Source organism: Peribacillus sp. TH16 (genome assembly GCF_016651095.1).
Lineage (GTDB): Bacteria > Bacillota > Bacilli > Bacillales > DSM-1321 > Peribacillus > Peribacillus butanolivorans.
On sequence record NZ_JAEKEM010000011.1, the window covers coordinates 188,205 to 213,036 of the forward strand.

Consider the following 24,832-nt stretch of genomic DNA (forward strand, 5'->3'; position numbering starts at 1 on the left):
TCCACTTCTGCAAATCCTCAACGCACCGGGCCTGTTTTGTATAAGAATCTTGGCGCTCGTCAAGTTTTATTCATACAGTCTTTTAAGTCTGTGGAATAATAGGTGCAGCAGCCCTCACCTGAATAAAACGGTGAAACAGCCGTTTATGCTACTTTTAATTTTCCATATTGAATTTAATTTTGGTTACATGTACTTTTAAAAAGATGGGCGTATGTTAAAAATAAGTCTACACGTGCGCGATGCTAAGAATGCCAGTGAAATGTTCGTGCTGGTATATTTCCTTTTTAAAAAATCATATTGAGTTCATTTGAACTAAAAGGCAGACATACTTTTAGGTGATAATGATAAACTTTTTCATAAGAGATAAAGTAGAACATCCGTCATGATGATGAGGATTTGAACTAAACATCTGTGCATGATCTATGAATGCACGTGTAAATTTACGATATAAAAAGGAGTACGAAAACATTGACATTGTTTAGCGAATTAGGATTAGATAGAACGTCTATGAAATCAATAGAAAAAATGGGATTTGAAGAAGCAAGCCCGATTCAAGCCCAAACGATTCCACTAGCACTTGAAGGTAAAGACATTATTGGTCAAGCGCAAACAGGAACAGGTAAAACAGCAGCGTTCGGTATTCCATTGATGGAAAATATCGATATTGCCAATGAAAATGTGCAAGGAATTGTTATTGCACCTACACGTGAGCTTGCGATTCAAGTTTCTGAAGAACTTTTCAAACTTGGTTATGGAAAACGCGCTCGTGTATTAGCGGTTTACGGTGGACAAGATATCGACCGTCAAATCCGTGCTTTAAAGAAAAAACCACATATTATCGTTGGTACACCAGGTCGTCTTTTGGACCATATCAAACGTAAAAATATTAAATTAGGCGGAGTTCACACTGTAGTTCTTGATGAAGCAGATGAAATGCTTAACATGGGATTCATTGAGGATATCGAATCAATCCTTTCAACGGTTCCGGACGAAAGACAAACGTTGCTCTTCTCAGCTACTATGCCTGACCCAATCCGTAAAATTGCTGAAAGATTCATGCAAGAACCAGTTCTTGTGCGTGTAAAAGCTAAAGAAATGACTGTAGATCTTATCGAACAGTATTACTTGGAGCTAAAAGAAAGTGAAAAATTCGATACACTAGCGCGTCTTTTTGATATTCAAACACCGGATCTTGCTATTGTCTTCGGACGTACAAAACGCCGTGTAGATGAATTGGCTTCTGCATTGAATATCCGTGGCTATATGGCTGAAGGTATTCATGGTGACCTTAGCCAAGCGAAACGTCTGTCAGTATTGAAAAAATTTAAAGAAGGTAGTATTGATGTACTTGTAGCGACAGATGTGGCTGCACGTGGACTTGATATTTCCGGCGTAACTCATGTATACAACTTTGATATCCCTCAAGATCCAGAAAGCTACGTTCACCGTATTGGACGTACAGGACGTGCGGGCAAACATGGTATTGCGATTACGTTTGTAACACCAAGAGAAAGAGGCCAACTGCATGCGGTTGAACATACAACGAAAAAACGTATGGAGAAACTTAAAACTCCTACATTAACTGAAGCGTTGGAAGGCCAACAAAAAGCAGTAACAGAAAAAATTCTTTCAGCAATTGAGAATGATGATTTATCATTATACCTTGGTCAAGCTGAAGAGTTATTACGAAAACACGGCGCAGCAGATTTAGTTGCAGCTATGCTTAAATCAATGACAAAAGAACCGGATCAAACGCCAATCAAGTTAACGGAAGAGTCTCCATCCCCAATGCGTCGTAACCGCGGTGGAAGCAGTTCTTCTAATAACAGACAACGTAATGGACGTAGTTCTTCTGGCAGAAAAGATTACGGTAGCGGGTCAAGTAAACGTCCTAGCACAAACCGCAAATCAAATGGTTACGGTAATCGTAGCACGAGCCAAAAAAGAGAAAAATCGAATAAAATTTAATTGAATTTAAAATGCCGCTCGTTAGAGCGGCATTTTTTTTGTCTAATCCCCCTAATTCCTTAGGATTCCTAAGTTGAATTCAGTATTGAATAGGCTGGTTATTAACATTGTTTGGAAAGTGTTTAAATCCCATCATCCAAATATAGTATAATGGATGAAAGCGAAGGGTGGATGACGTAGATTCATTCAAATATAGCCTGTGCAGAAGAGGAGAACCTTATGGAGCCTCAAAATCGTATTTCGAATAAGGCGTTGACTGTTTGGAAAATCAGTGGACTTATAGGCTGTTCAATAACGTGGATTTTGAGCATCGCTATTTTAGTGTTAACCATCATTTTTGATTGGACTTATTGGGTTTTTGGGGCAATGATTATTATTTCAATAATCCAATCCTACCTGACCATTTTTCTGATTCCTTCGGTAAAATGGAAGAGATGGCGTTACGAAGTGAGAAATACAGAGATTGACATCCAAAGTGGTATTTTTGTCATTAAAAGAACGCTCATACCGATGATTAGGGTTCAGCATGTTGAAACGAAGCAAGGACCTTTATTAAGAAAATATGAATTAGCGTCTGTTGAAATTTCTACGGCAGCAACAATGCATGTCATACCTGCTCTGGATCTTACAGAGGCAGATGAATTACGGCACTATATTTCTAAAATGGCCAGTGTGGAGGAAGAAGATGTCTGAACCTAAACGGCTTCACCCCATAGCTGTATTGCTCAACATTATTAAATCGATAAAAGAGTTAGTTTTTCCTTTTCTACTAGTGGTCGTTCTTCCAGGGAAGAATGATGGAATACCAGGTTGGATTCAACCTCTGGTCATTGGCATTATAGTACTTTTACTAATTGTTAACGCATTTATACAATGGTTACGTTTTACATATCGCATAGAGGACGGCGAATTTAGAATTGAGTCCGGAGTAATCGTAAGGAAGAAACGGTATATTAAGTTCGATCGGATACATAGTATAGATATTTCAGAGGGCATTATCCAGCGGATATTCCGTCTGGTGAAGGTGAACATTGAAACTGCAGGCGGTACTCAGGCGGATGCTGTTTTATCAGCCATAAGGAAAAGTGAAGCCGCACAACTTAACGCTTTAATAATAGAGGAAAAAAACAAAAAAACAAATAACTCTCTTGAAGGGGATTTTTCAGAAGAGGGAATAAAAGGGAATGGAGAAGTAGAAAAAGCCACTTCCGTTTTTAAGCAGACATTGCCACAACTATTCATTATGGCAGCTACTTCGGGTGCAATTGGTGTATTCTTATCTGGCGGAATCGCTTTTATTTCACAGTTTGATGAGATAATCCCTTTTGAGCGAATATTTAAGGATTATGAAGAGTTTATTGGAATGGGCACTATTATTCTTACTGTGCTAGCTATATTGGGTATATTGGTCGTTTATGTGCTTGCTACCTTAAGTATGGTTATTAGGTATGCTTCTTTTACCGTGGTAAAAACGGATGAGGAAATTGTTATTTCTAGGGGGCTGCTTGAGAAAAGGAGGCTGACTATCCCCATTCATAAAGTACAAGGTATTCGAATCATGGAAAATCTGGTTCGAAAGCCATTGGGGTTGGCGACAGTTTACCTGGAGTATGCAGGTGGCAGTGTGGAAGATAAAGAAAGTTTATCCATCATGCTGTTCCCTTTGATCAAAAGGAAACATTTACATGGCAAAATCCAAGAAATTTTACCGGTTTATCAAACAGCTATGGAAATGACACCTCTACCTAAGCGTGCTTATTCCCGATACGTATTTCGAAAAGGTATCTACATCATCCCAATTATCGGTGCCATGGTATGGTTTTTCAGACCATGGGGGTTTCTCTCACTGTTGCTTATTCCGTTTGTATTGGTTTGGGCTTATCTCCAATATAGAGATGCTGGGTGGAGTATTGAGGGGGATTTATTGCTTTTATGCAGTCGTTTTCTTTCTAAAGAGACTTTGATTATGCAGAGAAACAGGATTCAATCAATCACATATAAAAAGAGTTGGTTTCAAAAACGTAAAGAACTAGCAACTATTTCAGCTTCGATTAAATCAGGAGTCGGCTCTCAAGTCGGTATGGTAGTGGATGTAGAAGAAAAAGATTGTCAAATAATTAAATCTTGGTTTTTACCAAAAAAAGCAGTCGACTCCCAATGATAAAATAGGAAGAGTCGGCTGTTTGTCCTACCATTTTTTTCTCCAATATAAAGGAGCTGTTAAAACGCCAGTTACTAGACCTGATAAGTGTCCGACAACATTTATTTGCGGTTGAATAAATGTCATAATAATTGCAATGCCAGTTAGGGTATAAACCGTATTTTTCTCGTTGTTCGAAAAATTACTTTTATTAAACAACACAAGGTAGAGGAAGAAACCGAGTAAGCCAAAAATTGCACCGCTTGAGCCAACGTGGCTATAAGTTAGTGGCTTAACTAAGAAGGTTGCAATGTTCGCAAGGATACCGGTCGATAAAAAAAAGATCGTGAATTTAAAGGAGCCGAGAAAATTCTCAAGTGATGGACCAAAGATGGCAAGTGAGAATCCATTAAAAAGTAAATGTGAAAAGGTGCTATGTAGAAAAATTGGTGTAATCAAGCGCCACCATTGTCCATCAGCAATGTATAAGTTCACACCTGTACCATAATAAAAAAGTACATTGCCGGGAAATATGGGGAAAAGGACGAGAACAAAAACAATCATCATAATAAGAATGAGCACAGTCACGGCTCGGTGGGAAGTAGCGTATTCACGAAAACTTTCAGTTCTTGTAAACATAAATTCCTCCTTATCATAAAGATTTCAATTACATATAATATTATCATTTTTTGGTAAAAGGGTCCTCCTAATACCTATGCAAGATATTAATTAATAGAAGAGGTGTCAAAGTGATTAAAGGAATAGGCGTGGACATTACCGAGTTGGACAGAATGGAAACATTGATCAAGCGGCAACCCCGTTTTAAGAACCGCATATTAACTGACAGAGAAATTTTGATATTCGAAAAACTAAATGGAAGAAGAAGGATTGAGTATTTTGCTGGTCGTTTTGCTGCAAAGGAGGCTTTTTCAAAAGCTTACGGTACTGGAATTGGTAAACACTTGTCTTTTCTAGATATAGAAGTCATCACGGATGAAAAAGGTAAACCGTTGATTTCAAAGCCTTTTTCGGAGGGGGTTCACCTCTCAATCAGCCATAGCCGTGACTATGCAGTAGCTCAAGTTGTAATTGAAAGGATGAACTGAGTTTGTCTTATCGGGTCATAATCCTTAAGGTTGTCTCATATACATTTAGTGCTATAGGGAGACAAGGCCCGGTAAAAGGTACATGGCAGAGTAGGTGCTCTCGAAAAGATTTTAGCGGGATTAAAAGGGTCCATGCTAAAATGCTGAGGAATGTAAGACATCAGTCGAGCCAATGTCCGGATCCTGCCTTTTCCTCTCCCTTTTACGTTCAAATGACAAAAAGGGGTTGAAAAGATGAAGAAGATGTTAATGCTTTTTGCAGGGATCATGCTCTTGCTTGCTCTTTCTGCTTGCGGCCAAAAATCACAAGGTGATGTAGTGAGTGAACTGAATGACAAGCTTGGAGAAATGAAGGGATATAAAGCCAATGCGAAAATGACACTGAAGATGGGGACGGAGCCTCAAGTGTATAATGTGGAAATCTGGCATAAAGATCCTTCTTTTTATCGCGTAAACCTAAAAAATGAAGAGAAGGATCAAAGTCAGATGATCTTGAAAAATGATGATGGTGTGTATGTATTGACACCTGCTTTGAATAAAAGCTTTAAATTTCAAAGCGAGTGGCCGGAGAACAGCAGCCAGGCCTATTTGTTTGAGTCGTTAGTGAAAGACATTACGGAAGATAAGAGTGCGACTTATAAAGAAACAGATAAACACTATGTTTTTGAGACAAAAACACGCTATCAAAACAATAAAATGCTACCTTTTCAAGAGATTACTATAAATAAAAAAGACCTATCTCCAGTGAGTGTTAAAGTCATGGACCCTGATAAGACGGCGTTAGTCCTTGTGGAATTTTCAAAAGTGAAATTCAATACGAATTTTGATAAAGATGCATTTGATATGAAAAAGAACATGACAAGTGCACAACTTGAAGCCCCTGTCATGGCAGAAGTCCAAGATGAAGGGTTTGCGGTTAAATATCCTGAAGCTATTAATGGGATGAATTTAACAGAAGAAAAAGAAATTGCAACCGAAAAGGGAGAACGTATCATTTTGACATATGAGGGCACAAAAAGTTTTACATTGGTTCAGGAAAAAGCTGAGGTAGTACAGACGTCAGTTTCAACTAATGTGAATGGAGAACCGGTTGATTTAGGATATACAGTTGGAGCTATGACGGGAAATACGATTGCATGGACTTTTGAAGGTGTAGATTACATGCTTGCATCAAAGGACTTAACCCAGGAAGAGATGATAGAAGTAGCCCGTTCAGTTGGGGGAGACCCTGTTAAATAGCAGTGCATAATGAGCTGATGTTTCCCGTCGCCTTTTAAGGGTTCTCCCGTGAAGGATAGGCGGGAAAGCGGCTTGTTATACTGTTAAATTATTTTCGGTTGGAGCGGTTTATTATTTATGGAAAATTAGCGTCATGGTAAAAAAGCACTTTAACTTTCTATCCGTTGGTTATAGAATGGTCTATAATAAAAGGCAAACTTCGATACTGAGAAGAAATCTTATTGCGAGTGTAAGAAAGAAGGAACTTGGTTTGGAAACGAAAATATTTCACCGAGATACATGGGCAGAAGTAAATTTAGATAACATTTATGAAAATATCACTTCTATGAAAAAAAGGCTGCCATCCGGCATTAGTCTTTTCGCTGTTGCAAAAGCAAATGCGTATGGACACGGAGATTTTGAAGTGGCTCAAACTGCGCTTGAAGCAGGGGCTGACTTTTTAAGTGTTGCATTTGTAGATGAGGCTCTGGCTTTAAGGAAAAAGGGGATTTCAGCGCCGATTCTAGTACTTGGGGTCTCAAGGCCTGAAAGTGCAGGACTTGCTGCTGAACAGGGTATTTCGTTGACGGTTTTTGATGTAGCCTGGTTGGAAAGAGCAAGGGATAATCTTAAACCGGGTCAAATTCTACAAGTTCATGTGAAAGTGGATAGTGGTATGGGGAGAATTGGGATTCGTGATAAAGACCAGCTCACGAAGGTGGAGAGCTTACTTAATCAAGAAGCGAGTTTCAACTTTCAAGGGATATTCACTCATTTTGCTACAGCAGATGAACTTAAGACCGACTATTATGAAAAACAACTTGAGGTATTTAAAGGAATGCTTTCAACCTTAATTAGACGACCTGAATATATTCATGCCGCTAATAGCGCAGCATCTTTAAGGTTTACTGATCCTGAATGGAATGCAGTAAGAATGGGCATTTCCATGTATGGTCTAAGTCCCTCAATGGAAATGCTTCCGATTTTACCGTTCCCGTTAAAACAAGCCATATCGTTGAAAACGAAGATGGTCGCAGTAAAGCAACTAGTTAAGGGTGAAAGTGTTAGCTACGGAGCGACTTATACTGCTCAGGGAAATGAATGGATTGCCACATTGCCAATAGGGTATGCCGATGGCTGGATACGAAAGCTTCAAGGACAGGAAGTTATTGTAGAGGGGCGAAGAGTGCCAATAGTCGGAAGGATTTGCATGGATCAATGCATGATTAAACTACCCGAGTCTTTCCCTGTAGGAACAGAGGTAACGCTTATTGGAGATAATGGAAATGAAGCGGTTTCTGTTGATGAGATAGCAGCGAAGCTAGAAACAATTAATTATGAAGTAACTTGTATGATAGGTGCGAGGGTCCCCCGCATATATATAAAAGACAATCTTTTAGATCATGTACGCAACTTTATCTTAGAATAATTGGATTGTAAAAAAATCCTAAGATTGTGAATAAGATTTCCTTCATTATGCTGATAATAGGATTGAGAATAGAATATACTCTTTGCAGATAGGCATTTTAATGGTAATATTGAAAAGGATATATAATAAAGGTGTGTAGTGATGGTGGAGGTGTATGTTTGTGTCTGAATCCAGCGCAACAAGAGAGATATTAATTCGATTACCTCAAAATTTTTTAACTGAGTTAGATGGGTATGCGAGTGAAGAAAATGTTAATCGCAGTGAATTTATTTATCGTGCCACAAAAATGTATCTTCGCGAACGTAAAAAGAAAGAGTTTCGTGAATCGATGAAACGCGGTTATATTGAAATGGCGGCCATTAATTTAACGATTGCTTCTGAAGCCTTTCAGGCTGAATTCGAGGCTGGGCATTGCGTTGAACGATTAGTTAGCGGAGGCTGAGCCATTGATTGTTGTTAAGCGTGGTGACGTATACTTCGCAGACCTTTCCCCGGTAGTCGGTTCAGAGCAGGGTGGAACACGTCCGGTACTCATTCTACAAAACGATATTGGTAATCGCTTTAGTCCGACTGTGATTGTGGCAGCCATTACAGCTCAAATTCAAAAAGCGAAATTGCCTACACATGTTGAGATTAATGCGAAAAAGTACGGATTCGAACGAGATTCCGTTATTTTATTAGAACAGATCCGGACAATTGATAAGCAGCGTTTAACTGATAAAATTACGCATCTTGACGAACCTATGATGCAAAAAGTCAATGAAGCTTTGCAAATTAGCTTAGGGCTCATTGAGTTTTAGAGAAAAGTTTTCCCGTTATTACGGGCGTTATTATAATACAAATTATTCTTTCTATATTTTAGATGACACGATTCCTGCATTAGTGGGAATCGTGTTTTTTTGCATTTGTGGATTCAGTGTATTATTCTCCTGTGATCTTTTTATTTCTAATAGGATTTGAAGAAGAAGAATTAATGCAGTTAAGGTAGTCCCTCTCATTTTATTGTTTAATGATGGATGGAACTTTCAGCAGGAAAAATAAAAATTTTAACGAAATAATAGAATGTTTATACAATTTTTTAAATAGTATCTCCAAATTTTTTTTGAATAATGTTTTCAAATTCCTTTTTCGGGTAAAAAGGTATGTTGTAAATATTAAATAAAACAAACAAAAATATTGGGGAAGAACGGTAACAACCCTTGGTGGAGTTACATTACAGTTCGATAACATCCTTGTGACGAGGACGGGAAAACATAGTAATTGTGTTAGAATGGGAGGATATTATGAATCAATTGGTTTACGATTTTATTAAGCAAAATCAAGATTACATCCTAACTGAGTGGATGGATATCATGAAGGAAAGTACGGACGAAAGATTAATTAAAGTTGTCTCTGATCGGATGTTTACACAAACGAGTAGTGAATTTATAGATATGATTATCACGCATGTTGATAGTAAAAACAGGGAATTTACCTTGAAGCTTTCTGATTTTGCTGAGAAAGTCGTCCAATTAGGATGGCCGCTTACCTTTGTGAATGAAGGACTTCATAAATTCACGCTAATTGTTATTAATGGAATGGTTGAAAAAGGCATTGTAACTCCTGGTAATCAAGTGGAACTTGTTAACCATTTAGATAAGTGGTCCACTCCAATAAATAATGAAATAGTCAATATATATACCCAAACTTGGGAAAGAACTGTCTCATTGCAAAAAATAGCCTTGCAAGAACTCTCGGCGCCACTTATTCCTGTATTGGAAGGTATTACGGTTATGCCGCTAATTGGAACAATTGATACAGAGCGTGCGAAGCAGATAATGGAAAATCTGTTGACTGGTGTGGTTAAGCATAGGTCTGAAGTCGTTCTAATTGATATAACAGGAGTTCCGGTTGTGGATACAATGGTTGCCCATCATATTATTCAGGCAGCAGAAGCAGTCCGATTAGTAGGCGCGAAATGCATACTTTGCGGCATTCGCCCTGAAATCGCCCAAACTATTGTGAACCTTGGAATTAATTTAAATGAAGTGATTACAAAGAATACATTGAAAAAAGGAATTGAAGTTGCTTTAGAATTAACGAGCCGTAAGATTGTAAAGGTGGAGGGATAGGTATGAGGATTCCGATATTAAAGCTTTATGACTGCTTGTTAGTCTCTATACAGTGGGAATTGGATGATATGACAGCCCTTCAATTTCAAGAGGATTTACTGCATAAGATACACGAAACAAGCGCGAATGGAGTTGTCATTGATATTACATCAATTGATTTTATAGATTCCTTTATCGCAAAGGTATTAGGTGATGTTTTTAGTATGTCAAAGCTTATGGGGGCCAAGGTTGTAATTACAGGAATCCAGCCGGCTGTTGCAATAACATTAATTGAACTGGGAATAAGTCTCGATGATGTTCTGACAGCATTAGATTTAGAGAAAGGCCTGGAGAAATTACAACAGGAACTGGGGGATTAAAGAATGGAGTTCCAATCCTGCGTAAAAATCATAAATGAATGGGACATTGTAGCTGCAAGGCAGCTCGGAAGAAATGTCGCTAAAGAGCTGGGATTCGGTACAATAGACCAGGCTAGAATCACAACAGCTATAAGCGAATTGGCCCGAAATATATATCTATATGCTGGACAAGGCAGTGTAAGCATAGAAAAGCTAAATATAAATGGAAAGTCAGGGTTGAAAATCATTGCAGAGGACCAGGGGCCGGGAATAGAGGATATCCGCAGGGTCATGGAAGATGGATATACCACTTCAGGGGGACTGGGAGCAGGCCTTCCTGGAGCCAAACGTTTAATGGATGATTTCGATATTGAATCGATACCAGGTGAAGGGACTAAGATCGTCGCAACCAAATGGCTCCGTTAGGGGGGACTATGGATATTAAAGAGAATATGGAGAAAAAGTATTATGAGGCGCTTTCTACCTATCTTAAAGACCAAAATGAGCAGGCGCTTTATCAAGGTCAAAAAATCAGTCGCCTAAATATTAAATACAATATATCTCCAGAAGAAATTATCAGTATGCATAAAAATAACTTAATCGAATTATACCCGGATTTACCAGTGAAAGTAATGGATTCTTTCGATTTTCTGCTTGAAGTCATGATGGGCTACGGTATTGCATATCGTGAACATCAGAGCCTTAGACATCAACAGCAGGAACTAAAAACGGAGATAGAGATTGCAGCAAATGTCCAACATACGCTTTTAGAAACGAAGATACCGGATATCAAAGGCCTGGAAATTGGGGCGATTAGTGTCCCTGCTAGGCAAATGAATGGAGATTATTATCACTTTGTTCAGGATGAATATGAGCGCATCGGAGTAGGAATTGCGGATGTAATAGGGAAAGGGATCCCTGCGGCCTTGTGCATGTCAATGATTAAATATGCGATGGATAGTCTTCCTGAACATAGGCATGAACCGAATAGTGTGCTAGAGAGTTTAAATCGTGTCGTAGAGCACAATGTTGATCCAAGTATGTTTATTACGATGTTCTATGGATTATATGACCCTCATGACAAGCAATTTTCCTATGCTTCAGCTGGTCATGAGCCGGGGTTTTACTATGACGCCGCTACAGGGAATTTTAGCGATTTAGATGCAAAAGGTTTACTGCTTGGGGTAGATAAAAAAACAAGGTATCGACAATATGAAAAAACAGTTAATCCGGGAGATATGATCATTTTGTTGTCGGATGGAGTAACAGAGTGCCGAACAAATGATGGTTTTATAGAACGGGAAACACTCATTGGTTTTATCCAAAAGAATATGCATTTACAAGCACAGGAAATAGTAAATAACATATATAAACAATTGGAGAAAATGCAGAACTTTCAACTAAGGGATGATTTTACATTAATAATTTTAAAATCAAATGTTTAGTATATTTTCTTCGGGGTATAGATATAAGCATGAAGAGGATATAAAGAGGTGGGTCAAGGATGAATATAACGGTAGATGTTAATGAACTAAATGCGGAATTTATTGTGAAACTAAAAGGTGAAATTGATGCCTATACTGCACCAAAATTAAGAGAATCGCTATTTCCAATTTCAGAGCAGGACAATGTTTCGATTATTATTGATTTAACTGAAGTTTCCTATATGGACAGTACCGGGTTGGGGGTATTTGTTGGTGCGTTTAAAAGCGTAAGAGCACATAATGGCGAATTTACCTTGATTGGCTTATCAGAAAGGTTACGACGATTATTTGATATTACGGGTCTTGCAGATATCATTGATATTAAAAGTGGTACAGAGGGTGGGTTAGAATGAGTCAAGTATATGATTACATTGAAATGAAAATACCTGCAAAACCGGAATTCATCGGTGTCATCCGTTTAACACTTTCTGGGATAGGTAGCCGGATGGGATTTGCGTATGATGAAATTGAGGATTTGAAAATCGCTACCAGTGAAGCGTGTACAAATGCGGTACAGCATGCCTATAAAGATCTTGAAAAAGGCGAAGTGAAAGTAAGTTTTGGGCTTTACCCTGACCGCCTAGAGGTCATGGTTTCTGATAGTGGAAAGAGCTGTAATTTCGAAGAGGTTCGTCAAGGGCTCGGTCCATATGAGCATGGGCAAAAAGTTGAACTCTTGAGAGAAGGAGGCTTGGGTCTTTACCTCATTGAAACTTTGATGGATGATGTGAAAATTCATCAGCATGACGGGGTTACAGTTTTTATGACTAAGTTTTTAGAAGGAGAGCAGGTGGAGATGGATGCAAAAACAGTCTCAACCTAATCAAGCACAAAGAGAACAAGTTAATGAATGGATTAGAGCCTATCAGCAGAATCAAGATGATGAAGCGCAAAGTAATCTGGTAATTCATTATAAAAGTTTGGTTGAAACAATCTCTCGTAAATATGCAAAAGGGAGATCGTTTCAGGAAGATATCGCTCAGGTCGGTATGATTGGTTTATTAGGTGCCATTCGACGATATGATGAATCTTTCGGTAAAAGCTTTGAGGCATTTGCTGTTCCTACTATTATCGGGGAAATCAAAAGGTTTTTGCGTGATAAAACATGGAGCGTCCATGTGCCAAGAAGAATAAAAGAACTTGGACCAAAAATCAGAGTGACAGTCGAGGAATTGACGACGACTCTGCATCGTTCACCAAGAATAGATGAAATAGCTGATTGTATAGGAGTAACAGAAGAAGAAATCTTAGAAGCAATGGAAATGGGGAAAAGCTATCAGGCTTTATCTGTTGATCATTCTATTGAGGCAGATTCTGATGGTGGTACGGTTACGTTGCTGGATATATTCGGCAATGTAGATGAAGGTTTTGAAAAAGTCAATCAGCGCCTAGTACTTGAAAAGGTGCTGCATGTACTAAGTGACCGTGAAAAGATGATTATTCAACACACTTATATAGAAAATTTAAGCCAAAAAGAAGCGGGGGACAAACTTGGTATTTCACAAATGCATGTATCGAGACTCCAGCGCCGCGCAATCAAAAAACTTCAAGAAGCTATTAATGCTGAAAACTCGGAGTTAATATAGTGATTAAAGACATAATGCGAGAAGAGAAAATAGAAGTCCTTGTCTCCCAATCTTCTAAAAACGGAATGATTTATTGTGGTGATGATTACTTTTTTCTTCATACGAAGGAATACTTTGTTTGTGTATTAGCGGATGGCCTAGGTAGCGGAAAATCCGCTTATGAATCCTCCCATGCCGTAATAGAGGTAGTAAAACGTAACCATGAGTTAGATGTTGAGTTGCTAATGGAGGTCTGTAATCAAGTTTTGATCGATAAGCGGGGAGCGGCCGTTTCTATCTTGAAAATCTATTATGAAAAGAATGAGTTCGTATACAGTTCAGTAGGCAACGTTCGCTTTTTCTTGTACAATCCAAGCGTCGACAAGCTGGTTTACCCCCTACCTGTAACCGGATATTTATCCGGTAGGAAGCAAAAGTATAGAACGCAGAGCTTCAAATACGAACCAAATGCCAAATTCATTATTCATTCAGATGGGTTGGAACTTAAGGGAGCTAAATCGTACTTAAAGAGGCTGGTCCCTATCGATAAAAACGCTCGTTGTATTTTGGAAAGCAGCCCAGCTACTGCGGATGATACAACTTTCATTTTAGGAAGCTTACTTTCGTCGTAATTCGGAAGTGAGCTTTTTTGTATTGGATTCGCAACTTCATCTCTCATTTGCTAGACTATATATATCAGAATAAAAAGGTTGGAGGTAATAAATTTGATAGTAGTAGAAGATTCATTAAAAGAATTAATTAAACAAATATCTAATGAGTTAACTTTGAAAAATCATCAAGTGCAAAATGTCATACAGATGCTTCAAGATGGTAATACCGTTCCTTTTATTGCTCGTTATCGAAAAGAAATGACGGGTTCACTAGATGAAGTGCAGATTCGTTCTATTATGGAAAGATGGAACTATCTAGAAAACCTTGGGCAGAGAAAAGTGGAAGTTACACGCTCGATTAGTGAACAGGGTAAATTGACAGAAGAATTAAAGTTACAAATTGAAAAGGCAACAAAGCTGCAGGAAGTGGAAGATTTATACCGACCTTTTAAACAAAAAAGGAGAACGAAAGCAACTGTGGCTAAAGAGAAAGGCCTTGAACCGCTTGCAATTTGGCTTCTTGAATGTCAAGTTCAGGCTTCAGTTAGTGAAAAAGCAGCCGAATTCATATCTGAAGAAAAAGAAGTTCCTTCTATTGAAGAGGCAATTGCGGGTTCGCAGGATATAATTGCTGAACTTATTTCTGATGATGCTGAATTGAGGAAATGGATAAGGGCTGAGATTTTTAAAGCAGGAAAATTGTTCTCCATTGTGAAAAATGAAGAAAAGGACGAAAAAAAAATCTTCGAAATGTACTATGAATATGAAGAGCCTGTCCAAAAAATCGTCCCACATCGAGTCTTGGCACTTAATAGAGGTGAAAAGGAAGAGGTTCTACGAATATCCATCCAGCCTCGGACAGAAATTATTATTAGTTATTTGGAACGGAAAATCATTAAAAATAATCAATCCGAAGCGGCAGGGTTGATTAAGGAAGCGATTGAAGACGGACTTAAGCGTCTAATCATGCCTTCTGTAGAACGGGAAATAAGAAAAGAGCTAACGGAAAAAGCAGAAGATCAAGCTATCCATATATTCTCGGAAAACCTTCGCAATTTACTACTACAGCCTCCTCTTAAAGGGAAAGTGGTCCTTGCTCTAGATCCAGCATATCGGACGGGTTGTAAGTTGGCTGTTATTGATGAAACAGGCAAAGTACTCGATATCAGTGTAATCTACCCACACCCTCCTGCTGCGAAGTTTGAAGCTGCTCGTGAAAAGACAATTGAAATTCTTCAGCGATTCGCAGTGGAGATTGTGGCAATAGGTAATGGAACGGCATCTCGTGAATCGGAGCAATTTATTGCAGATATTTTAAAAGAAGTGAAAGGGAATATTTCTTATATAATTGTTAATGAAGCAGGTGCCAGTGTGTATTCAGCATCTGATATTGCTCGTGAAGAGTTTCCGGATCTTCAAGTTGAGCAGAGAAGTGCAGTATCAATTGGGAGAAGACTGCAAGATCCACTTGCGGAACTTGTTAAAATCGATCCCCAATCCGTAGGAGTAGGTCAGTATCAGCACGATGTTTCTCAGAAAAAGTTATCAGAATCCCTTACTTTTGTTGTTGAAACGGCTGTTAACCAAGTTGGGGTGAACGTCAATACAGCTTCGTCATCTCTATTACAATATGTAGCTGGGTTATCAAAATCTGTTGCTCAAAATATAGTGAAGAAAAGGGAAGAAGAAGGGAAGTTTTCAAGCAGGAAGGAATTAAAGAAAATTCCTCGGCTTGGTGCTAAAACGTACGAACAGTGCATAGGTTTTTTGCGTATTATTAATGGCAATGAACCGTTGGATCAAACCGCGATCCATCCGGAGAACTACGGGGCCGTGAATAAACTGTTAAAGAAAATAGGATTCACGTCTGAAGACTTAGGCAGTGATGTTTTGAATAAAGAGTTAGTCAAATTAAATCCAACAGAATTAGTGGATGAATTAGAAATTGGAGAAATCACGATTAAGGACATTATTGATGATTTAATGAAGCCGGGAAGAGACCCTAGGGATGAACTATCAAAACCTCTACTTAAGCAAGATGTGCTAAAAATGGAGGATTTAAAAACCGGAATGGAATTACAAGGTACAGTAAGGAATGTTGTAGACTTCGGTGCATTTGTGGACATCGGTGTCAAACAGGACGGGCTGGTGCATATTTCTAAATTAAGCAACCGATTTGTAAAACATCCATTGGATGTAGTTGCTGTTGGGGATGTTGTAACAGTTTGGGTCGAGAAGGTGGACTCTCAAAAGCAAAGGGTATCTTTAACGATGCTGCAGCCTAAAGATCAAGATTAGCTATTATAAACTCCTTCTATATAGAAGGGGTTTTTTATCACTGTAAGAATAGTAATGCTTCTTTATAATTTATTAGTGCTTGGTTCAAATAGAGGTCTATAATCGAAGACTTTCTTTTTTTTGATAAAAAAACCAGCATTGATTCAACATCTTCACTTGATAATAATCCTTTTCATAAAAGGCTTTACGAATTTGATTTTGGAACCAATTAGGCATAGCGCTTACCTCCAGTAGTTTTCTATTGTTTTATTAGTCTATGTTATAATGGGTTGTCATGTTACCAAGGAAAGGGAGGGGGAAGATGGATAATCAGCAATTGCAAAAATTAGTTGAAGATATTTCGAGGAAAGACTTTCAAAAGCCCTTTAGACACCTAGCTTGTTTTAATCCACGCCTTCGAACGACTGGAGGAAGGTACTTGCTACGTTCACATAATATAGAAATTAATAAGAAATATCTTGATGAACGTGGAGTGGAAGAATTGATAGGAATCATAAAGCATGAATTGTGCCATTATCACCTCCACCTTGAGAAGAAAGGATACCAGCATCGTGATGCTGACTTTAAGCGTTTACTCGAAAAAGTTGGAGCCCCAAGATTTTGCACGCCACTACCGTCAAACCAGTTAAAGAGAAAAATGAATACTATTCAATATAGATGTGAAAACTGTCAGGAGTTATATTTAAGAAAGAAGCGTATCGATACCACTCGTTTTGTCTGTGGTAAGTGTCGTGGAACACTGATATACCAAGGTTTTAAAGAAAAAGAAGCAAATAAATAAAAAAAAACAAAAGAACCCTTGACTTTATGTTGCAACCTCCTTATAATCATAAGAGTCGACAAGATAACAACTTGTTCTTCACGACAACCACTAAGGTCCTTGAGCGTAAAAAAGGAACCCAATTTTCATTATTCCGCAGTAGCTCAGTGGTAGAGCATTCGGCTGTTAACCGAACGGTCGTAGGTTCGAGTCCTACCTGCGGAGCCATTTTTTGGGGAAGTACTCAAGAGGCTGAAGAGGCGCCCCTGCTAAGGGTGTAGGTCGCGTAAGCGGCGCGAGGGTTCAAATCCCTCCTTCTCCGCCAGCTACACATTTTATCACGGCCCATTGGTCAAGCGGTTAAGACACCGCCCTTTCACGGCGGTAACACGGGTTCGAATCCCGTATGGGTCACCATCTTTTGTATGTTTAAATTAAATTACTGGTCCCGTGGTGTAGCGGTTAACATGCCTGCCTGTCACGCAGGAGATCGCGGGTTCGATTCCCGTCGGGACCGCCATTTATTTCTTTAAAAAAACACTTGCTAGAATTAAGTTATTGTGATATAATATTAATCTGGCTGTTAATTAGTAATTGATTATTGGGCTATAGCCAAGCGGTAAGGCAACGGATTTTGATTCCGTCATGCGAAGGTTCGATCCCTTCTAGCCCAGCCATTTTATTTAGAGCCATTAGCTCAGTTGGTAGAGCATCTGACTTTTAATCAGAGGGTCGAAGGTTCGAATCCTTCATGGCTCACCATTTTATTTCGCGGGTGTGGCGGAATTGGCAGACGCACCAGACTTAGGATCTGGCGCCGCAAGGCGTGGGGGTTCAAGTCCCTTCACCCGCACTGATAATTTTCTTCTTGACAACAAGTTGAAAAGGTGTTAGACTTACAAAGTCGCTTTCGCGGTCGTGGCGGAATGGCAGACGCGCTAGGTTGAGGGCCTAGTGGGGGAAACCCCGTGGAGGTTCAAATCCTCTCGGCCGCACCAAAAACATCATAGAAATTAGCGCCCGTAGCTCAATTGGATAGAGCATCTGACTACGAATCAGAAGGTTGTAGGTTCGACTCCCGCCGGGCGCACCATATTTACGGGAAGTAGCTCAGCTTGGTAGAGCACTTGGTTTGGGACCAAGGGGTCGCAGGTTCGAATCCTGTCTTCCCGACCATTCTTTCTTAGAAATAATTTGAAAAATTAAATGCGGGTGTAGTTTAGTGGTAAAACCTCAGCCTTCCAAGCTGATGATGAGAGTTCGATTCTCTTCACCCGCTCCATTATTGCTCTTTGAAAACTGAACAAAACAAAGCGCCAACGTTAAATTTTAAGTGAGCACACACTATCAAAAAAAGCAAAATGAGCAAGTCAAACATTTCTTCGGAGAGTTTGATCCTGGCTCAGGACGAACGCTGGCGGCGTGCCTAATACATGCAAGTCGAGCGAATCGATGGGAGCTTGCTCCCTGAGATTAGCGGCGGACGGGTGAGTAACACGTGGGCAACCTGCCTATAAGACTGGGATAACTTCGGGAAACCGGAGCTAATACCGGATACGTTCTTTTCTCGCATGAGAGAAGATGGAAAGACGGTTTCGGCTGTCACTTATAGATGGGCCCGCGGCGCATTAGCTAGTTGGTGAGGTAATGGCTCACCAAGGCGACGATGCGTAGCCGACCTGAGAGGGTGATCGGCCACACTGGGACTGAGACACGGCCCAGACTCCTACGGGAGGCAGCAGTAGGGAATCTTCCGCAATGGACGAAAGTCTGACGGAGCAACGCCGCGTGAACGAAGAAGGCCTTCGGGTCGTAAAGTTCTGTTGTTAGGGAAGAACAAGTACCAGAGTAACTGCTGGTACCTTGACGGTACCTAACCAGAAAGCCACGGCTAACTACGTGCCAGCAGCCGCGGTAATACGTAGGTGGCAAGCGTTGTCCGGAATTATTGGGCGTAAAGCGCGCGCAGGTGGTTCCTTAAGTCTGATGTGAAAGCCCACGGCTCAACCGTGGAGGGTCATTGGAAACTGGGGAACTTGAGTGCAGAAGAGGAAAGTGGAATTCCAAGTGTAGCGGTGAAATGCGTAGAGATTTGGAGGAACACCAGTGGCGAAGGCGACTTTCTGGTCTGTAACTGACACTGAGGCGCGAAAGCGTGGGGAGCAAACAGGATTAGATACCCTGGTAGTCCACGCCGTAAACGATGAGTGCTAAGTGTTAGAGGGTTTCCGCCCTTTAGTGCTGCAGCTAACGCATTAAGCACTCCGCCTGGGGAGTACGGCCGCAAGGCTGAAACTCAAAGGAATTGACGGGGGCCCGCACAAGCGGTGGAGCATGTGGTTTAATTCGAAGCAACGCGAAGAACCTTACCAGGTCTTGACATCCTCTGACAACCCTAGAGATAGGGCGTTCCCCTTCGGGGGACAGAGTGACAGGTGGTGCATGGTTGTCGTCAGCTCGTGTCGTGAGATGTTGGGTTAAGTCCCGCAACGAGCGCAACCCTTGATCTTAGTTGCCAGCATTCAGTTGGGCACTCTAAGGTGACTGCCGGTGACAAACCGGAGGAAGGTGGGGATGACGTCAAATCATCATGCCCCTTATGACCTGGGCTACACACGTGCTACAATGGATGGTACAAAGGGCTGCAAACCTACGCGAAGGTAAGCGAATCCCATAAAGCCATTCTCAGTTCGGATTGTAGGCTGCAACTCGCCTACATGAAGCCGGAATCGCTAGTAATCGCGGATCAGCATGCCGCGGTGAATACGTTCCCGGGCCTTGTACACACCGCCCGTCACACCACGAGAGTTTGTAACACCCGAAGTCGGTGAGGTAACCTTTATGGAGCCAGCCGCCTAAGGTGGGACAGATGATTGGGGTGAAGTCGTAACAAGGTAGCCGTATCGGAAGGTGCGGCTGGATCACCTCCTTTCTAAGGATAAATACGAGAGCGCTTTTGTTTTGTTCAGTTTTGAATGAGTAATTCATTCAGATTCGAAAGATCTCATCACGTAGTGATGGAATTCTTTCTTCTTTGTTCCTTGAAAACTAGATAATAGATAGAAGGCAATTAATTTTTTCAAAGCATCAGTAAGATCTTTTTTAACGGTTAAGTTAGAAAGGGCGCACGGTGGATGCCTTGGCACTAGGAGCCGATGAAGGACGGGACTAACACCGATATGCTTCGGGGAGCTGTAAGTAAGCTTTGATCCGGAGATTTCCGAATGGGGAAACCCACTGTTCGTAATGGAACAGTATCTTTACCTGAATACATAGGGTACTGAAGGCAGACCCGGGGAACTGAAACATCTAAGTACCCGGAGGAAGAGAAAGCAAATGCGATTTCCTGAGTAGCGGCGAGCGAAACGGAATTAGCCCAAACCAAGAGGCTTGCCTCTTGGGGTTGTAGGACACTCAACATGGAGTTACAAAGGAACGGGGTAAATGAAGTGATCTGGAAAGGTCCGTCAAAGAAGGTAAAAACCCTGTAGTTGAAACTTCGTTCCCTCCTGAGTGGATCCTGAGTACGGCGGGACACGAGAAATCCCGTCGGAAGCAGGGAGGACCATCTCCCAAGGCTAAATACTACCTAGTGACCGATAGTGAACCAGTACCGTGAGGGAAAGGTGAAAAGCACCCCGGAAGGGGAGTGAAATAGATCCTGAAACCGTGTGCCTACAAGTAGTCAAAGCCCGTTAATGGGTAATGGCGTGCCTTTTGTAGAATGAACCGGCGAGTTACGATTTCATGCGAGGTTAAGTTGATAAGACGGAGCCGCAGCGAAAGCGAGTCTGAATAGGGCGAATGAGTATGAGGTCGTAGACCCGAAACCAGGTGATCTACCCATGTCCAGGGTGAAGTTCAGGTAACACTGAATGGAGGCCCGAACCCACGCACGTTGAAAAGTGCGGGGATGAGGTGTGGGTAGCGGAGAAATTCCAATCGAACCTGGAGATAGCTGGTTCTCTCCGAAATAGCTTTAGGGCTAGCCTCAAGATGAGAGTATTGGAGGTAGAGCACTGATTGGACTAGGGGCCCCCAACGGGTTACCGAATTCAGTCAAACTCCGAATGCCAAATACTTATTCTTGGGAGTCAGACTGCGAGTGATAAGATCCGTAGTCGAAAGGGAAACAGCCCAGACCACCAGCTAAGGTCCCAAAGTATACGTTAAGTGGAAAAGGATGTGGAGTTGCTTAGACAACCAGGATGTTGGCTCAGAAGCAGCCATCATTTAAAGAGTGCGTAATAGCTCACTGGTCGAGTGACTCCGCGCCGAAAATGTACCGGGGCTAAACGTATCACCGAAGCTGTGGATTGACACCGTATGGTGTCGATGGTAGGAGAGCGTTCTAAGGGCGTTGAAGTCAGACCGGAAGGACTGGTGGAGCGCTTAGAAGTGAGAATGCCGGTATGAGTAGCGAAAGAAGGGTGAGAATCCCTTCCACCGAATGCCTAAGGTTTCCTGAGGAAGGCTCGTCCGCTCAGGGTTAGTCGGGACCTAAGCCGAGGCCGAAAGGCGTAGGCGATGGACAACAGGTTGATATTCCTGTACCACCTATACATCGTTTGAACGATGGGGGGACGCAGAAGGATAGGGTAAGCGCGCTGTTGGATATGCGCGTCCAAGCAGTTAGGCCGGAAACGAGGCAAATCCCGTTTCCATTAAGGCGGAGCTGTGATGGCGAGGGAAATATAGTACCGAAGTTCCTGATTCCACGCTGCCAAGAAAAGCCTCTAGTGAGATGTAAGGTGCCCGTACCGCAAACCGACACAGGTAGGCGAGGAGAGAATCCTAAGGTGTGCGAGAGAACTCTCGTTAAGGAACTCGGCAAAATGACCCCGTAACTTCGGGAGAAGGGGTGCTTTTTAGGGTGAATAGCCCAGAAAAGCCGCAGTGAATAGGCCCAGGCGACTGTTTAGCAAAAACACAGGTCTCTGCGAAGCCGCAAGGCGAAGTATAGGGGCTGACACCTGCCCGGTGCTGGAAGGTTAAGGGGAGAGGTTAGCGCAAGCGAAGCTTTGAACCGAAGCCCCAGTAAACGGCGGCCGTAACTATAACGGTCCTAAGGTAGCGAAATTCCTTGTCGGGTAAGTTCCGACCCGCACGAAAGGTGTAACGATCTGGGCACTGTCTCAACGAGAGACTCGGTGAAATTATAGTACCTGTGAAGATGCGAGGTTACCCGCGACAGGACGGAAAGACCCCGTGGAGCTTTACTGCAGCCTGATATTGAATTTTGGTACAGCTTGTACAGGATAGGTAGGAGCCTGAGAAGCCGGAGCGCTAGCTTCGGTGGAGGCGTTGGTGGGATACTACCCTGGCTGTATTGAAATTCTAACCCGCGCCCCTTATCGGGGTGGGAGACAGTGTCAGGTGGGCAGTTTGACTGGGGCGGTCGCCTCCTAAAGAGTAACGGAGGCGCCCAAAGGTTCCCTCAGAATGGTTGGAAATCATTCGTAGAGTGTAAAGGCACAAGGGAGCTTGACTGCGAGACCTACAAGTCGAGCAGGGACGAAAGTCGGGCTTAGTGATCCGGTGGTTCCGCATGGAAGGGCCATCGCTCAACGGATAAAAGCTACCCCGGGGATAACAGGCTTATCTCCCCCAAGAGTCCACATCGACGGGGAGGTTTGGCACCTCGATGTCGGCTCATCGCATCCTGGGGCTGTAGTCGGTCCCAAGGGTTGGGCTGTTCGCCCATTAAAGCGGTACGCGAGCTGGGTTCAGAACGTCGTGAGACAGTTCGGTCCCTATCCGTCGCGGGCGCAGGAAATTTGAGAGGAGCTGTCCTTAGTACGAGAGGACCGGGATGGACGCACCGCTGGTGTACCAGTTGTCTTGCCAAAGGCATAGCTGGGTAGCTACGTGCGGACGGGATAAGTGCTGAAAGCATCTAAGCATGAAGCCCCCCTCGAGATGAGATTTCCCATAGCGCAAGCTAGTAAGATCCCTGAAAGATGATCAGGTTGATAGGTCAGAGGTGGAAGCGTGGCGACATGTGGAGCTGACTGATACTAATAGATCGAGGACTTAACCACGCTTTAAAAAATGAAATACCTTCTTATTATCTAGTTTTGAAGGAATGAAAATTTCTTCTTGCATTTTATTAGGATGCATGTTATAATAATATATGTCCTGATAAAAGGTTAAATGTTTGGTGGCGATAGCGAAGAGGTCACACCCGTTCCCATTCCGAACACGGCAGTTAAGCTCTTCAGCGCCGATGGTAGTTGGGGGTTTCCCCCTGTGAGAGTAGGACGCCGCCAAGCTATAACCTTTAATTGTATCCTTTTTTAAAAAAAGGACATACTAAATTTTATAAAAGAAACATTTATACCGTCGCGGGGTGGAGCAGTCCGGTAGCTCGTCGGGCTCATAACCCGAAGGTCGCAGGTTCAAATCCTGTCCCCGCAATCATGAAAAAAACGAAACCTTGGTTTCGTTTTTTTGTTTTATCTGAATTTCGGATAATAATGTCCTTAACTTATTTGTTTCTTCTTTTGAAACAAGGTAAACTACATATAGAATGCTTTATTAGGGATATAATTATGGTCGTTAGCTTTTTTAAGTATTGTGTTTATGGTTCTCAAGATAAAACTAGAGAACATTTTCCTAATAGATGATAAAGGTGATTGATATATGCAACAATTTGAATGGATTTCTCAGAATGAGGAAGAAACAGCGCATTTTGCACAGGAATTAGCACAAAAGCTTTCAAGTGGTGATGTACTTGCTTTAGAAGGGGACTTGGGAGCAGGGAAAACGGCGTTCACAAAAGGTCTTGCTAAAGGTTTAGGTGTATCTAGAACTGTGAATAGCCCAACTTTTACGATAATAAAGGAATACGTTGGGAGATTACCCTTATACCATATGGATGTATATCGGGTAAGTGAATCAGAAGAAGATTTAGGTTTCGATGAATATTTTGATGGTGAAGGTGTGACCGTTGTGGAATGGGCTCATTTAATTAAAGACCAGCTTCCAAATGAAATCTTAACTATTTATATTTATCGTCTTAGTGATACAAGCCGCCGTCTTGTCTTAGAAGCCAAAGGCGAAAGGTATGTTACGTTATGTAAGGAGATTATTTGATGAAGGTTTTAGCTATAGATACATCGAACTTCACGTTAGGGATTGCTCTAATAAATGATACTCAAGTAATTGGCGAGTATACTACGAATTTAAAGAAAAATCATTCGGTTCGAGTGATGCCAGCAATTGAGACCCTATTAAGGGATTGTGATACTAGTCCTAAGGAATTGACTAAAATTGTGGTCGCTCAGGGCCCTGGATCTTATACAGGGGTTAGGATTGGTGTGACAATTGCGAAAACATTGGCGTGGACGTTGAAAATTCCATTATCGGCTGTTTCTAGTTTAGAAGTTTTAGCTGCTAATGGACGTTATTTTAACGGGTTAGTTTCGCCCTTGTTTGATGCAAGAAGAGGCCAGATTTATACTGGATTATATGAAATAGAAAATAATGTGTTAAATACAGTCATGGAAGATTGCAATATTCTATCCTCTGAATGGGCAATTCGATTAAAGGAATTAAAGCGTCCTGTTTTATTTGTTGGTCAGGATGTAGAAATTCATCGGGAAGCGATTACGAAAGTGTTAGGGAATTTAGCAGCATTTTCTCCCGTACAGTTATTTAACTCTCGACCAAGCGAACTTGCATTTATTGGCCTGAACAAGAATGAAGTGGACATACACCAGTTTGTACCGAACTATATTCGTATGGCTGAAGCGGAAGCTAAGTGGCTCGAACAGCAGGGGAAATAAAATAATAGGAAAGCGAC

At 41.4% G+C, this 24,832-nt stretch carries 22 protein-coding genes, 12 tRNA genes and 3 rRNA genes; 35 read left to right on the forward strand and 2 right to left on the reverse strand.

The window, feature by feature from the left end:
* Positions 1–468: 468 nt before the first annotated feature.
* The 3 genes from JFV29_RS29485 (at position 469) to JFV29_RS29495 (ending at position 4,129) form a co-directional block, all read left to right on the forward strand.
* Entirely contained in the window at positions 469–1,968 is a 1,500-nt protein-coding gene (locus JFV29_RS29485; protein WP_201188327.1) for a DEAD/DEAH box helicase, read from the forward strand.
* A 219-nt stretch (positions 1,969–2,187) separates the two neighbouring features.
* Positions 2,188–2,661 carry a PH domain-containing protein gene (locus JFV29_RS29490; RefSeq protein WP_056526348.1) on the forward strand — a complete coding sequence of 158 codons (474 nt, stop codon included), beginning with the start codon at positions 2,188–2,190 and terminating at the stop codon, positions 2,659–2,661.
* Entirely contained in the window at positions 2,654–4,129 is a 1,476-nt protein-coding gene (locus JFV29_RS29495; RefSeq protein ID WP_201188329.1) for a PH domain-containing protein, read from the forward strand. The genes JFV29_RS29490 and JFV29_RS29495 overlap by 8 nt, the downstream gene beginning before the upstream one ends.
* A gap of 27 nt (positions 4,130–4,156) precedes the next feature.
* Here JFV29_RS29495 and JFV29_RS29500 read toward each other — a convergent pair whose 3' ends face one another.
* Positions 4,157–4,747 carry a rhomboid family intramembrane serine protease gene (locus JFV29_RS29500; protein ID WP_201188331.1) on the reverse strand — a complete coding sequence of 197 codons (591 nt, stop codon included), beginning with the start codon at positions 4,745–4,747 and terminating at the stop codon, positions 4,157–4,159.
* 110 nt (positions 4,748–4,857) lie between these two features.
* Here JFV29_RS29500 and acpS point away from each other — a divergent pair, with 110 nt between their 5' ends.
* The 14 genes from acpS to JFV29_RS29570 all read left to right on the forward strand — a co-directional run bounded on the left by acpS (position 4,858) and on the right by JFV29_RS29570 (position 16,268).
* Positions 4,858–5,214 (forward strand): holo-ACP synthase, encoded by a 357-nt coding sequence (gene acpS / locus JFV29_RS29505; RefSeq protein WP_056526356.1) that lies wholly within the window; start codon positions 4,858–4,860, stop codon positions 5,212–5,214.
* Between the two features lie 234 nt (positions 5,215–5,448).
* Positions 5,449–6,453, forward strand: coding sequence for a LolA family protein (locus tag JFV29_RS29510; protein WP_056526359.1), 1,005 nt, complete (start codon positions 5,449–5,451; stop codon positions 6,451–6,453).
* 133 nt (positions 6,454–6,586) lie between these two features.
* Positions 6,587–7,861, forward strand: coding sequence for an alanine racemase (gene alr, locus JFV29_RS29515; RefSeq protein ID WP_242486994.1), 1,275 nt, complete (start codon positions 6,587–6,589; stop codon positions 7,859–7,861).
* Between the two features lie 160 nt (positions 7,862–8,021).
* Positions 8,022–8,303, forward strand: coding sequence for a CopG family ribbon-helix-helix protein (locus JFV29_RS29520; RefSeq protein ID WP_034306380.1), 282 nt, complete (start codon positions 8,022–8,024; stop codon positions 8,301–8,303).
* A gap of 7 nt (positions 8,304–8,310) precedes the next feature.
* Positions 8,311–8,661, forward strand: a complete 351-nt coding sequence (locus JFV29_RS29525; RefSeq protein WP_034306610.1) for a type II toxin-antitoxin system PemK/MazF family toxin — start codon at positions 8,311–8,313, stop codon at positions 8,659–8,661.
* Positions 8,662–9,144: 483 nt separating this feature from the next.
* Positions 9,145–9,972 carry an RsbT co-antagonist protein RsbRA gene (locus tag JFV29_RS29530; RefSeq protein WP_053348281.1) on the forward strand — a complete coding sequence of 276 codons (828 nt, stop codon included), beginning with the start codon at positions 9,145–9,147 and terminating at the stop codon, positions 9,970–9,972.
* 2 nt (positions 9,973–9,974) lie between these two features.
* Entirely contained in the window at positions 9,975–10,331 is a 357-nt protein-coding gene (locus tag JFV29_RS29535) for an STAS domain-containing protein (RefSeq protein WP_034306376.1), read from the forward strand.
* 3 nt (positions 10,332–10,334) lie between these two features.
* On the forward strand, positions 10,335–10,736 hold the full coding sequence (locus tag JFV29_RS29540) for an anti-sigma regulatory factor (RefSeq protein WP_053348280.1): 402 nt from the start codon (positions 10,335–10,337) through the stop codon (positions 10,734–10,736).
* An 8-nt stretch (positions 10,737–10,744) separates the two neighbouring features.
* Positions 10,745–11,755, forward strand: a complete 1,011-nt coding sequence (locus JFV29_RS29545) for a PP2C family protein-serine/threonine phosphatase (protein WP_201188333.1) — start codon at positions 10,745–10,747, stop codon at positions 11,753–11,755.
* Between the two features lie 59 nt (positions 11,756–11,814).
* Positions 11,815–12,147, forward strand: a complete 333-nt coding sequence (locus JFV29_RS29550) for an anti-sigma factor antagonist (RefSeq protein ID WP_201188335.1) — start codon at positions 11,815–11,817, stop codon at positions 12,145–12,147.
* The gene (rsbW, locus tag JFV29_RS29555; RefSeq protein ID WP_053348277.1) at positions 12,144–12,617 is read left to right on the forward strand and encodes an anti-sigma B factor RsbW; all 474 of its coding nucleotides are present in this window, start codon (positions 12,144–12,146) and stop codon (positions 12,615–12,617) included. Before JFV29_RS29550 ends, rsbW begins: the two co-directional genes overlap by 4 nt.
* On the forward strand, positions 12,595–13,380 hold the full coding sequence (gene sigB / locus JFV29_RS29560) for an RNA polymerase sigma factor SigB (protein WP_056526373.1): 786 nt from the start codon (positions 12,595–12,597) through the stop codon (positions 13,378–13,380). The genes rsbW and sigB overlap by 23 nt, the downstream gene beginning before the upstream one ends.
* Positions 13,380–13,991, forward strand: a complete 612-nt coding sequence (locus tag JFV29_RS29565) for a PP2C family serine/threonine-protein phosphatase (RefSeq protein WP_309558402.1) — start codon at positions 13,380–13,382, stop codon at positions 13,989–13,991. Before sigB ends, JFV29_RS29565 begins: the two co-directional genes overlap by 1 nt.
* 93 nt (positions 13,992–14,084) lie before the next feature.
* On the forward strand, positions 14,085–16,268 hold the full coding sequence (locus tag JFV29_RS29570; protein WP_242485343.1) for a Tex family protein: 2,184 nt from the start codon (positions 14,085–14,087) through the stop codon (positions 16,266–16,268).
* Positions 16,269–16,364: 96 nt separating this feature from the next.
* Here the strand turns inward: JFV29_RS29570 and cmpA are convergent, their stop codons facing one another.
* On the reverse strand, positions 16,365–16,484 hold the full coding sequence (gene cmpA / locus JFV29_RS29575) for a cortex morphogenetic protein CmpA (protein ID WP_089364909.1): 120 nt from the start codon (positions 16,482–16,484) through the stop codon (positions 16,365–16,367).
* 85 nt (positions 16,485–16,569) lie between these two features.
* Here cmpA and JFV29_RS29580 point away from each other — a divergent pair, with 85 nt between their 5' ends.
* The 18 genes from JFV29_RS29580 to tsaB all read left to right on the forward strand — a co-directional run bounded on the left by JFV29_RS29580 (position 16,570) and on the right by tsaB (position 24,815).
* Positions 16,570–17,049 carry a SprT family protein gene (locus JFV29_RS29580; RefSeq protein ID WP_201188337.1) on the forward strand — a complete coding sequence of 160 codons (480 nt, stop codon included), beginning with the start codon at positions 16,570–16,572 and terminating at the stop codon, positions 17,047–17,049.
* A 132-nt stretch (positions 17,050–17,181) separates the two neighbouring features.
* Positions 17,182–17,256, forward strand: a tRNA-Asn gene (locus JFV29_RS29585).
* Positions 17,257–17,262: 6 nt separating this feature from the next.
* Positions 17,263–17,353: transfer RNA gene (locus JFV29_RS29590), tRNA-Ser, on the forward strand.
* 17 nt (positions 17,354–17,370) lie between these two features.
* Positions 17,371–17,445: transfer RNA gene (locus JFV29_RS29595), tRNA-Glu, on the forward strand.
* A gap of 27 nt (positions 17,446–17,472) precedes the next feature.
* A tRNA-Asp gene (locus JFV29_RS29600) sits at positions 17,473–17,548 on the forward strand.
* 82 nt (positions 17,549–17,630) lie between these two features.
* Positions 17,631–17,705 (forward strand) — tRNA-Gln (locus tag JFV29_RS29605).
* 9 nt (positions 17,706–17,714) lie between these two features.
* Positions 17,715–17,790, forward strand: a tRNA-Lys gene (locus tag JFV29_RS29610).
* 9 nt (positions 17,791–17,799) lie between these two features.
* A tRNA-Leu gene (locus JFV29_RS29615) sits at positions 17,800–17,881 on the forward strand.
* Between the two features lie 59 nt (positions 17,882–17,940).
* Positions 17,941–18,026, forward strand: a tRNA-Leu gene (locus tag JFV29_RS29620).
* A gap of 18 nt (positions 18,027–18,044) precedes the next feature.
* Positions 18,045–18,121: transfer RNA gene (locus JFV29_RS29625), tRNA-Arg, on the forward strand.
* A gap of 6 nt (positions 18,122–18,127) precedes the next feature.
* Positions 18,128–18,204, forward strand: a tRNA-Pro gene (locus JFV29_RS29630).
* 32 nt (positions 18,205–18,236) lie between these two features.
* Positions 18,237–18,310: transfer RNA gene (locus JFV29_RS29635), tRNA-Gly, on the forward strand.
* Positions 18,311–18,407: 97 nt separating this feature from the next.
* Positions 18,408–19,960 (forward strand): 16S ribosomal RNA (locus JFV29_RS29640).
* Between the two features lie 175 nt (positions 19,961–20,135).
* Positions 20,136–23,069 (forward strand): 23S ribosomal RNA (locus JFV29_RS29645).
* Between the two features lie 115 nt (positions 23,070–23,184).
* Positions 23,185–23,300: ribosomal RNA gene (gene rrf / locus JFV29_RS29650) — 5S ribosomal RNA — on the forward strand.
* The 16S, 23S and 5S rRNA genes sit together here with 12 tRNA genes alongside, the layout of an rRNA operon.
* 71 nt (positions 23,301–23,371) lie before the next feature.
* Positions 23,372–23,445 (forward strand) — tRNA-Met (locus JFV29_RS29655).
* 225 nt (positions 23,446–23,670) lie between these two features.
* Complete coding sequence (tsaE, locus tag JFV29_RS29660) at positions 23,671–24,123, forward strand: tRNA (adenosine(37)-N6)-threonylcarbamoyltransferase complex ATPase subunit type 1 TsaE (protein ID WP_053348963.1); 453 nt, start codon at positions 23,671–23,673, stop codon at positions 24,121–24,123.
* Complete coding sequence (tsaB, locus tag JFV29_RS29665) at positions 24,123–24,815, forward strand: tRNA (adenosine(37)-N6)-threonylcarbamoyltransferase complex dimerization subunit type 1 TsaB (RefSeq protein ID WP_201188339.1); 693 nt, start codon at positions 24,123–24,125, stop codon at positions 24,813–24,815. The genes tsaE and tsaB overlap by 1 nt, the downstream gene beginning before the upstream one ends.
* The last annotated feature ends 17 nt before the right edge of the window (positions 24,816–24,832 follow it).

Bases quoted from the DNA above. Each gene is read 5' to 3' on its own strand.
- JFV29_RS29490 (WP_056526348.1), top strand. From the start codon at position 2,188: ATGGAGCCTCAAAATCGTATTTCGAATAAGGCGTTGACTGTTTGGAAA.
- JFV29_RS29495 (WP_201188329.1), top strand. From the start codon at position 2,654: ATGTCTGAACCTAAACGGCTTCACCCCATAGCTGTATTGCTCAACATT.
- JFV29_RS29500 (WP_201188331.1), bottom strand. From the start codon at position 4,747: ATGTTTACAAGAACTGAAAGTTTTCGTGAATACGCTACTTCCCACCGA.
- JFV29_RS29510 (WP_056526359.1), top strand. From the start codon at position 5,449: ATGAAGAAGATGTTAATGCTTTTTGCAGGGATCATGCTCTTGCTTGCT.
- alr (WP_242486994.1), top strand. From the start codon at position 6,587: ATGGTAAAAAAGCACTTTAACTTTCTATCCGTTGGTTATAGAATGGTC.
- JFV29_RS29530 (WP_053348281.1), top strand. From the start codon at position 9,145: ATGAATCAATTGGTTTACGATTTTATTAAGCAAAATCAAGATTACATC.
- JFV29_RS29535 (WP_034306376.1), top strand. From the start codon at position 9,975: ATGAGGATTCCGATATTAAAGCTTTATGACTGCTTGTTAGTCTCTATA.
- JFV29_RS29540 (WP_053348280.1), top strand. From the start codon at position 10,335: ATGGAGTTCCAATCCTGCGTAAAAATCATAAATGAATGGGACATTGTA.
- JFV29_RS29545 (WP_201188333.1), top strand. From the start codon at position 10,745: ATGGATATTAAAGAGAATATGGAGAAAAAGTATTATGAGGCGCTTTCT.
- JFV29_RS29550 (WP_201188335.1), top strand. From the start codon at position 11,815: ATGAATATAACGGTAGATGTTAATGAACTAAATGCGGAATTTATTGTG.
- rsbW (WP_053348277.1), top strand. From the start codon at position 12,144: ATGAGTCAAGTATATGATTACATTGAAATGAAAATACCTGCAAAACCG.
- sigB (WP_056526373.1), top strand. From the start codon at position 12,595: ATGCAAAAACAGTCTCAACCTAATCAAGCACAAAGAGAACAAGTTAAT.
- cmpA (WP_089364909.1), bottom strand. From the start codon at position 16,484: ATGCCTAATTGGTTCCAAAATCAAATTCGTAAAGCCTTTTATGAAAAG.
- JFV29_RS29580 (WP_201188337.1), top strand. From the start codon at position 16,570: ATGGATAATCAGCAATTGCAAAAATTAGTTGAAGATATTTCGAGGAAA.
- tsaE (WP_053348963.1), top strand. From the start codon at position 23,671: ATGCAACAATTTGAATGGATTTCTCAGAATGAGGAAGAAACAGCGCAT.
- tsaB (WP_201188339.1), top strand. From the start codon at position 24,123: ATGAAGGTTTTAGCTATAGATACATCGAACTTCACGTTAGGGATTGCT.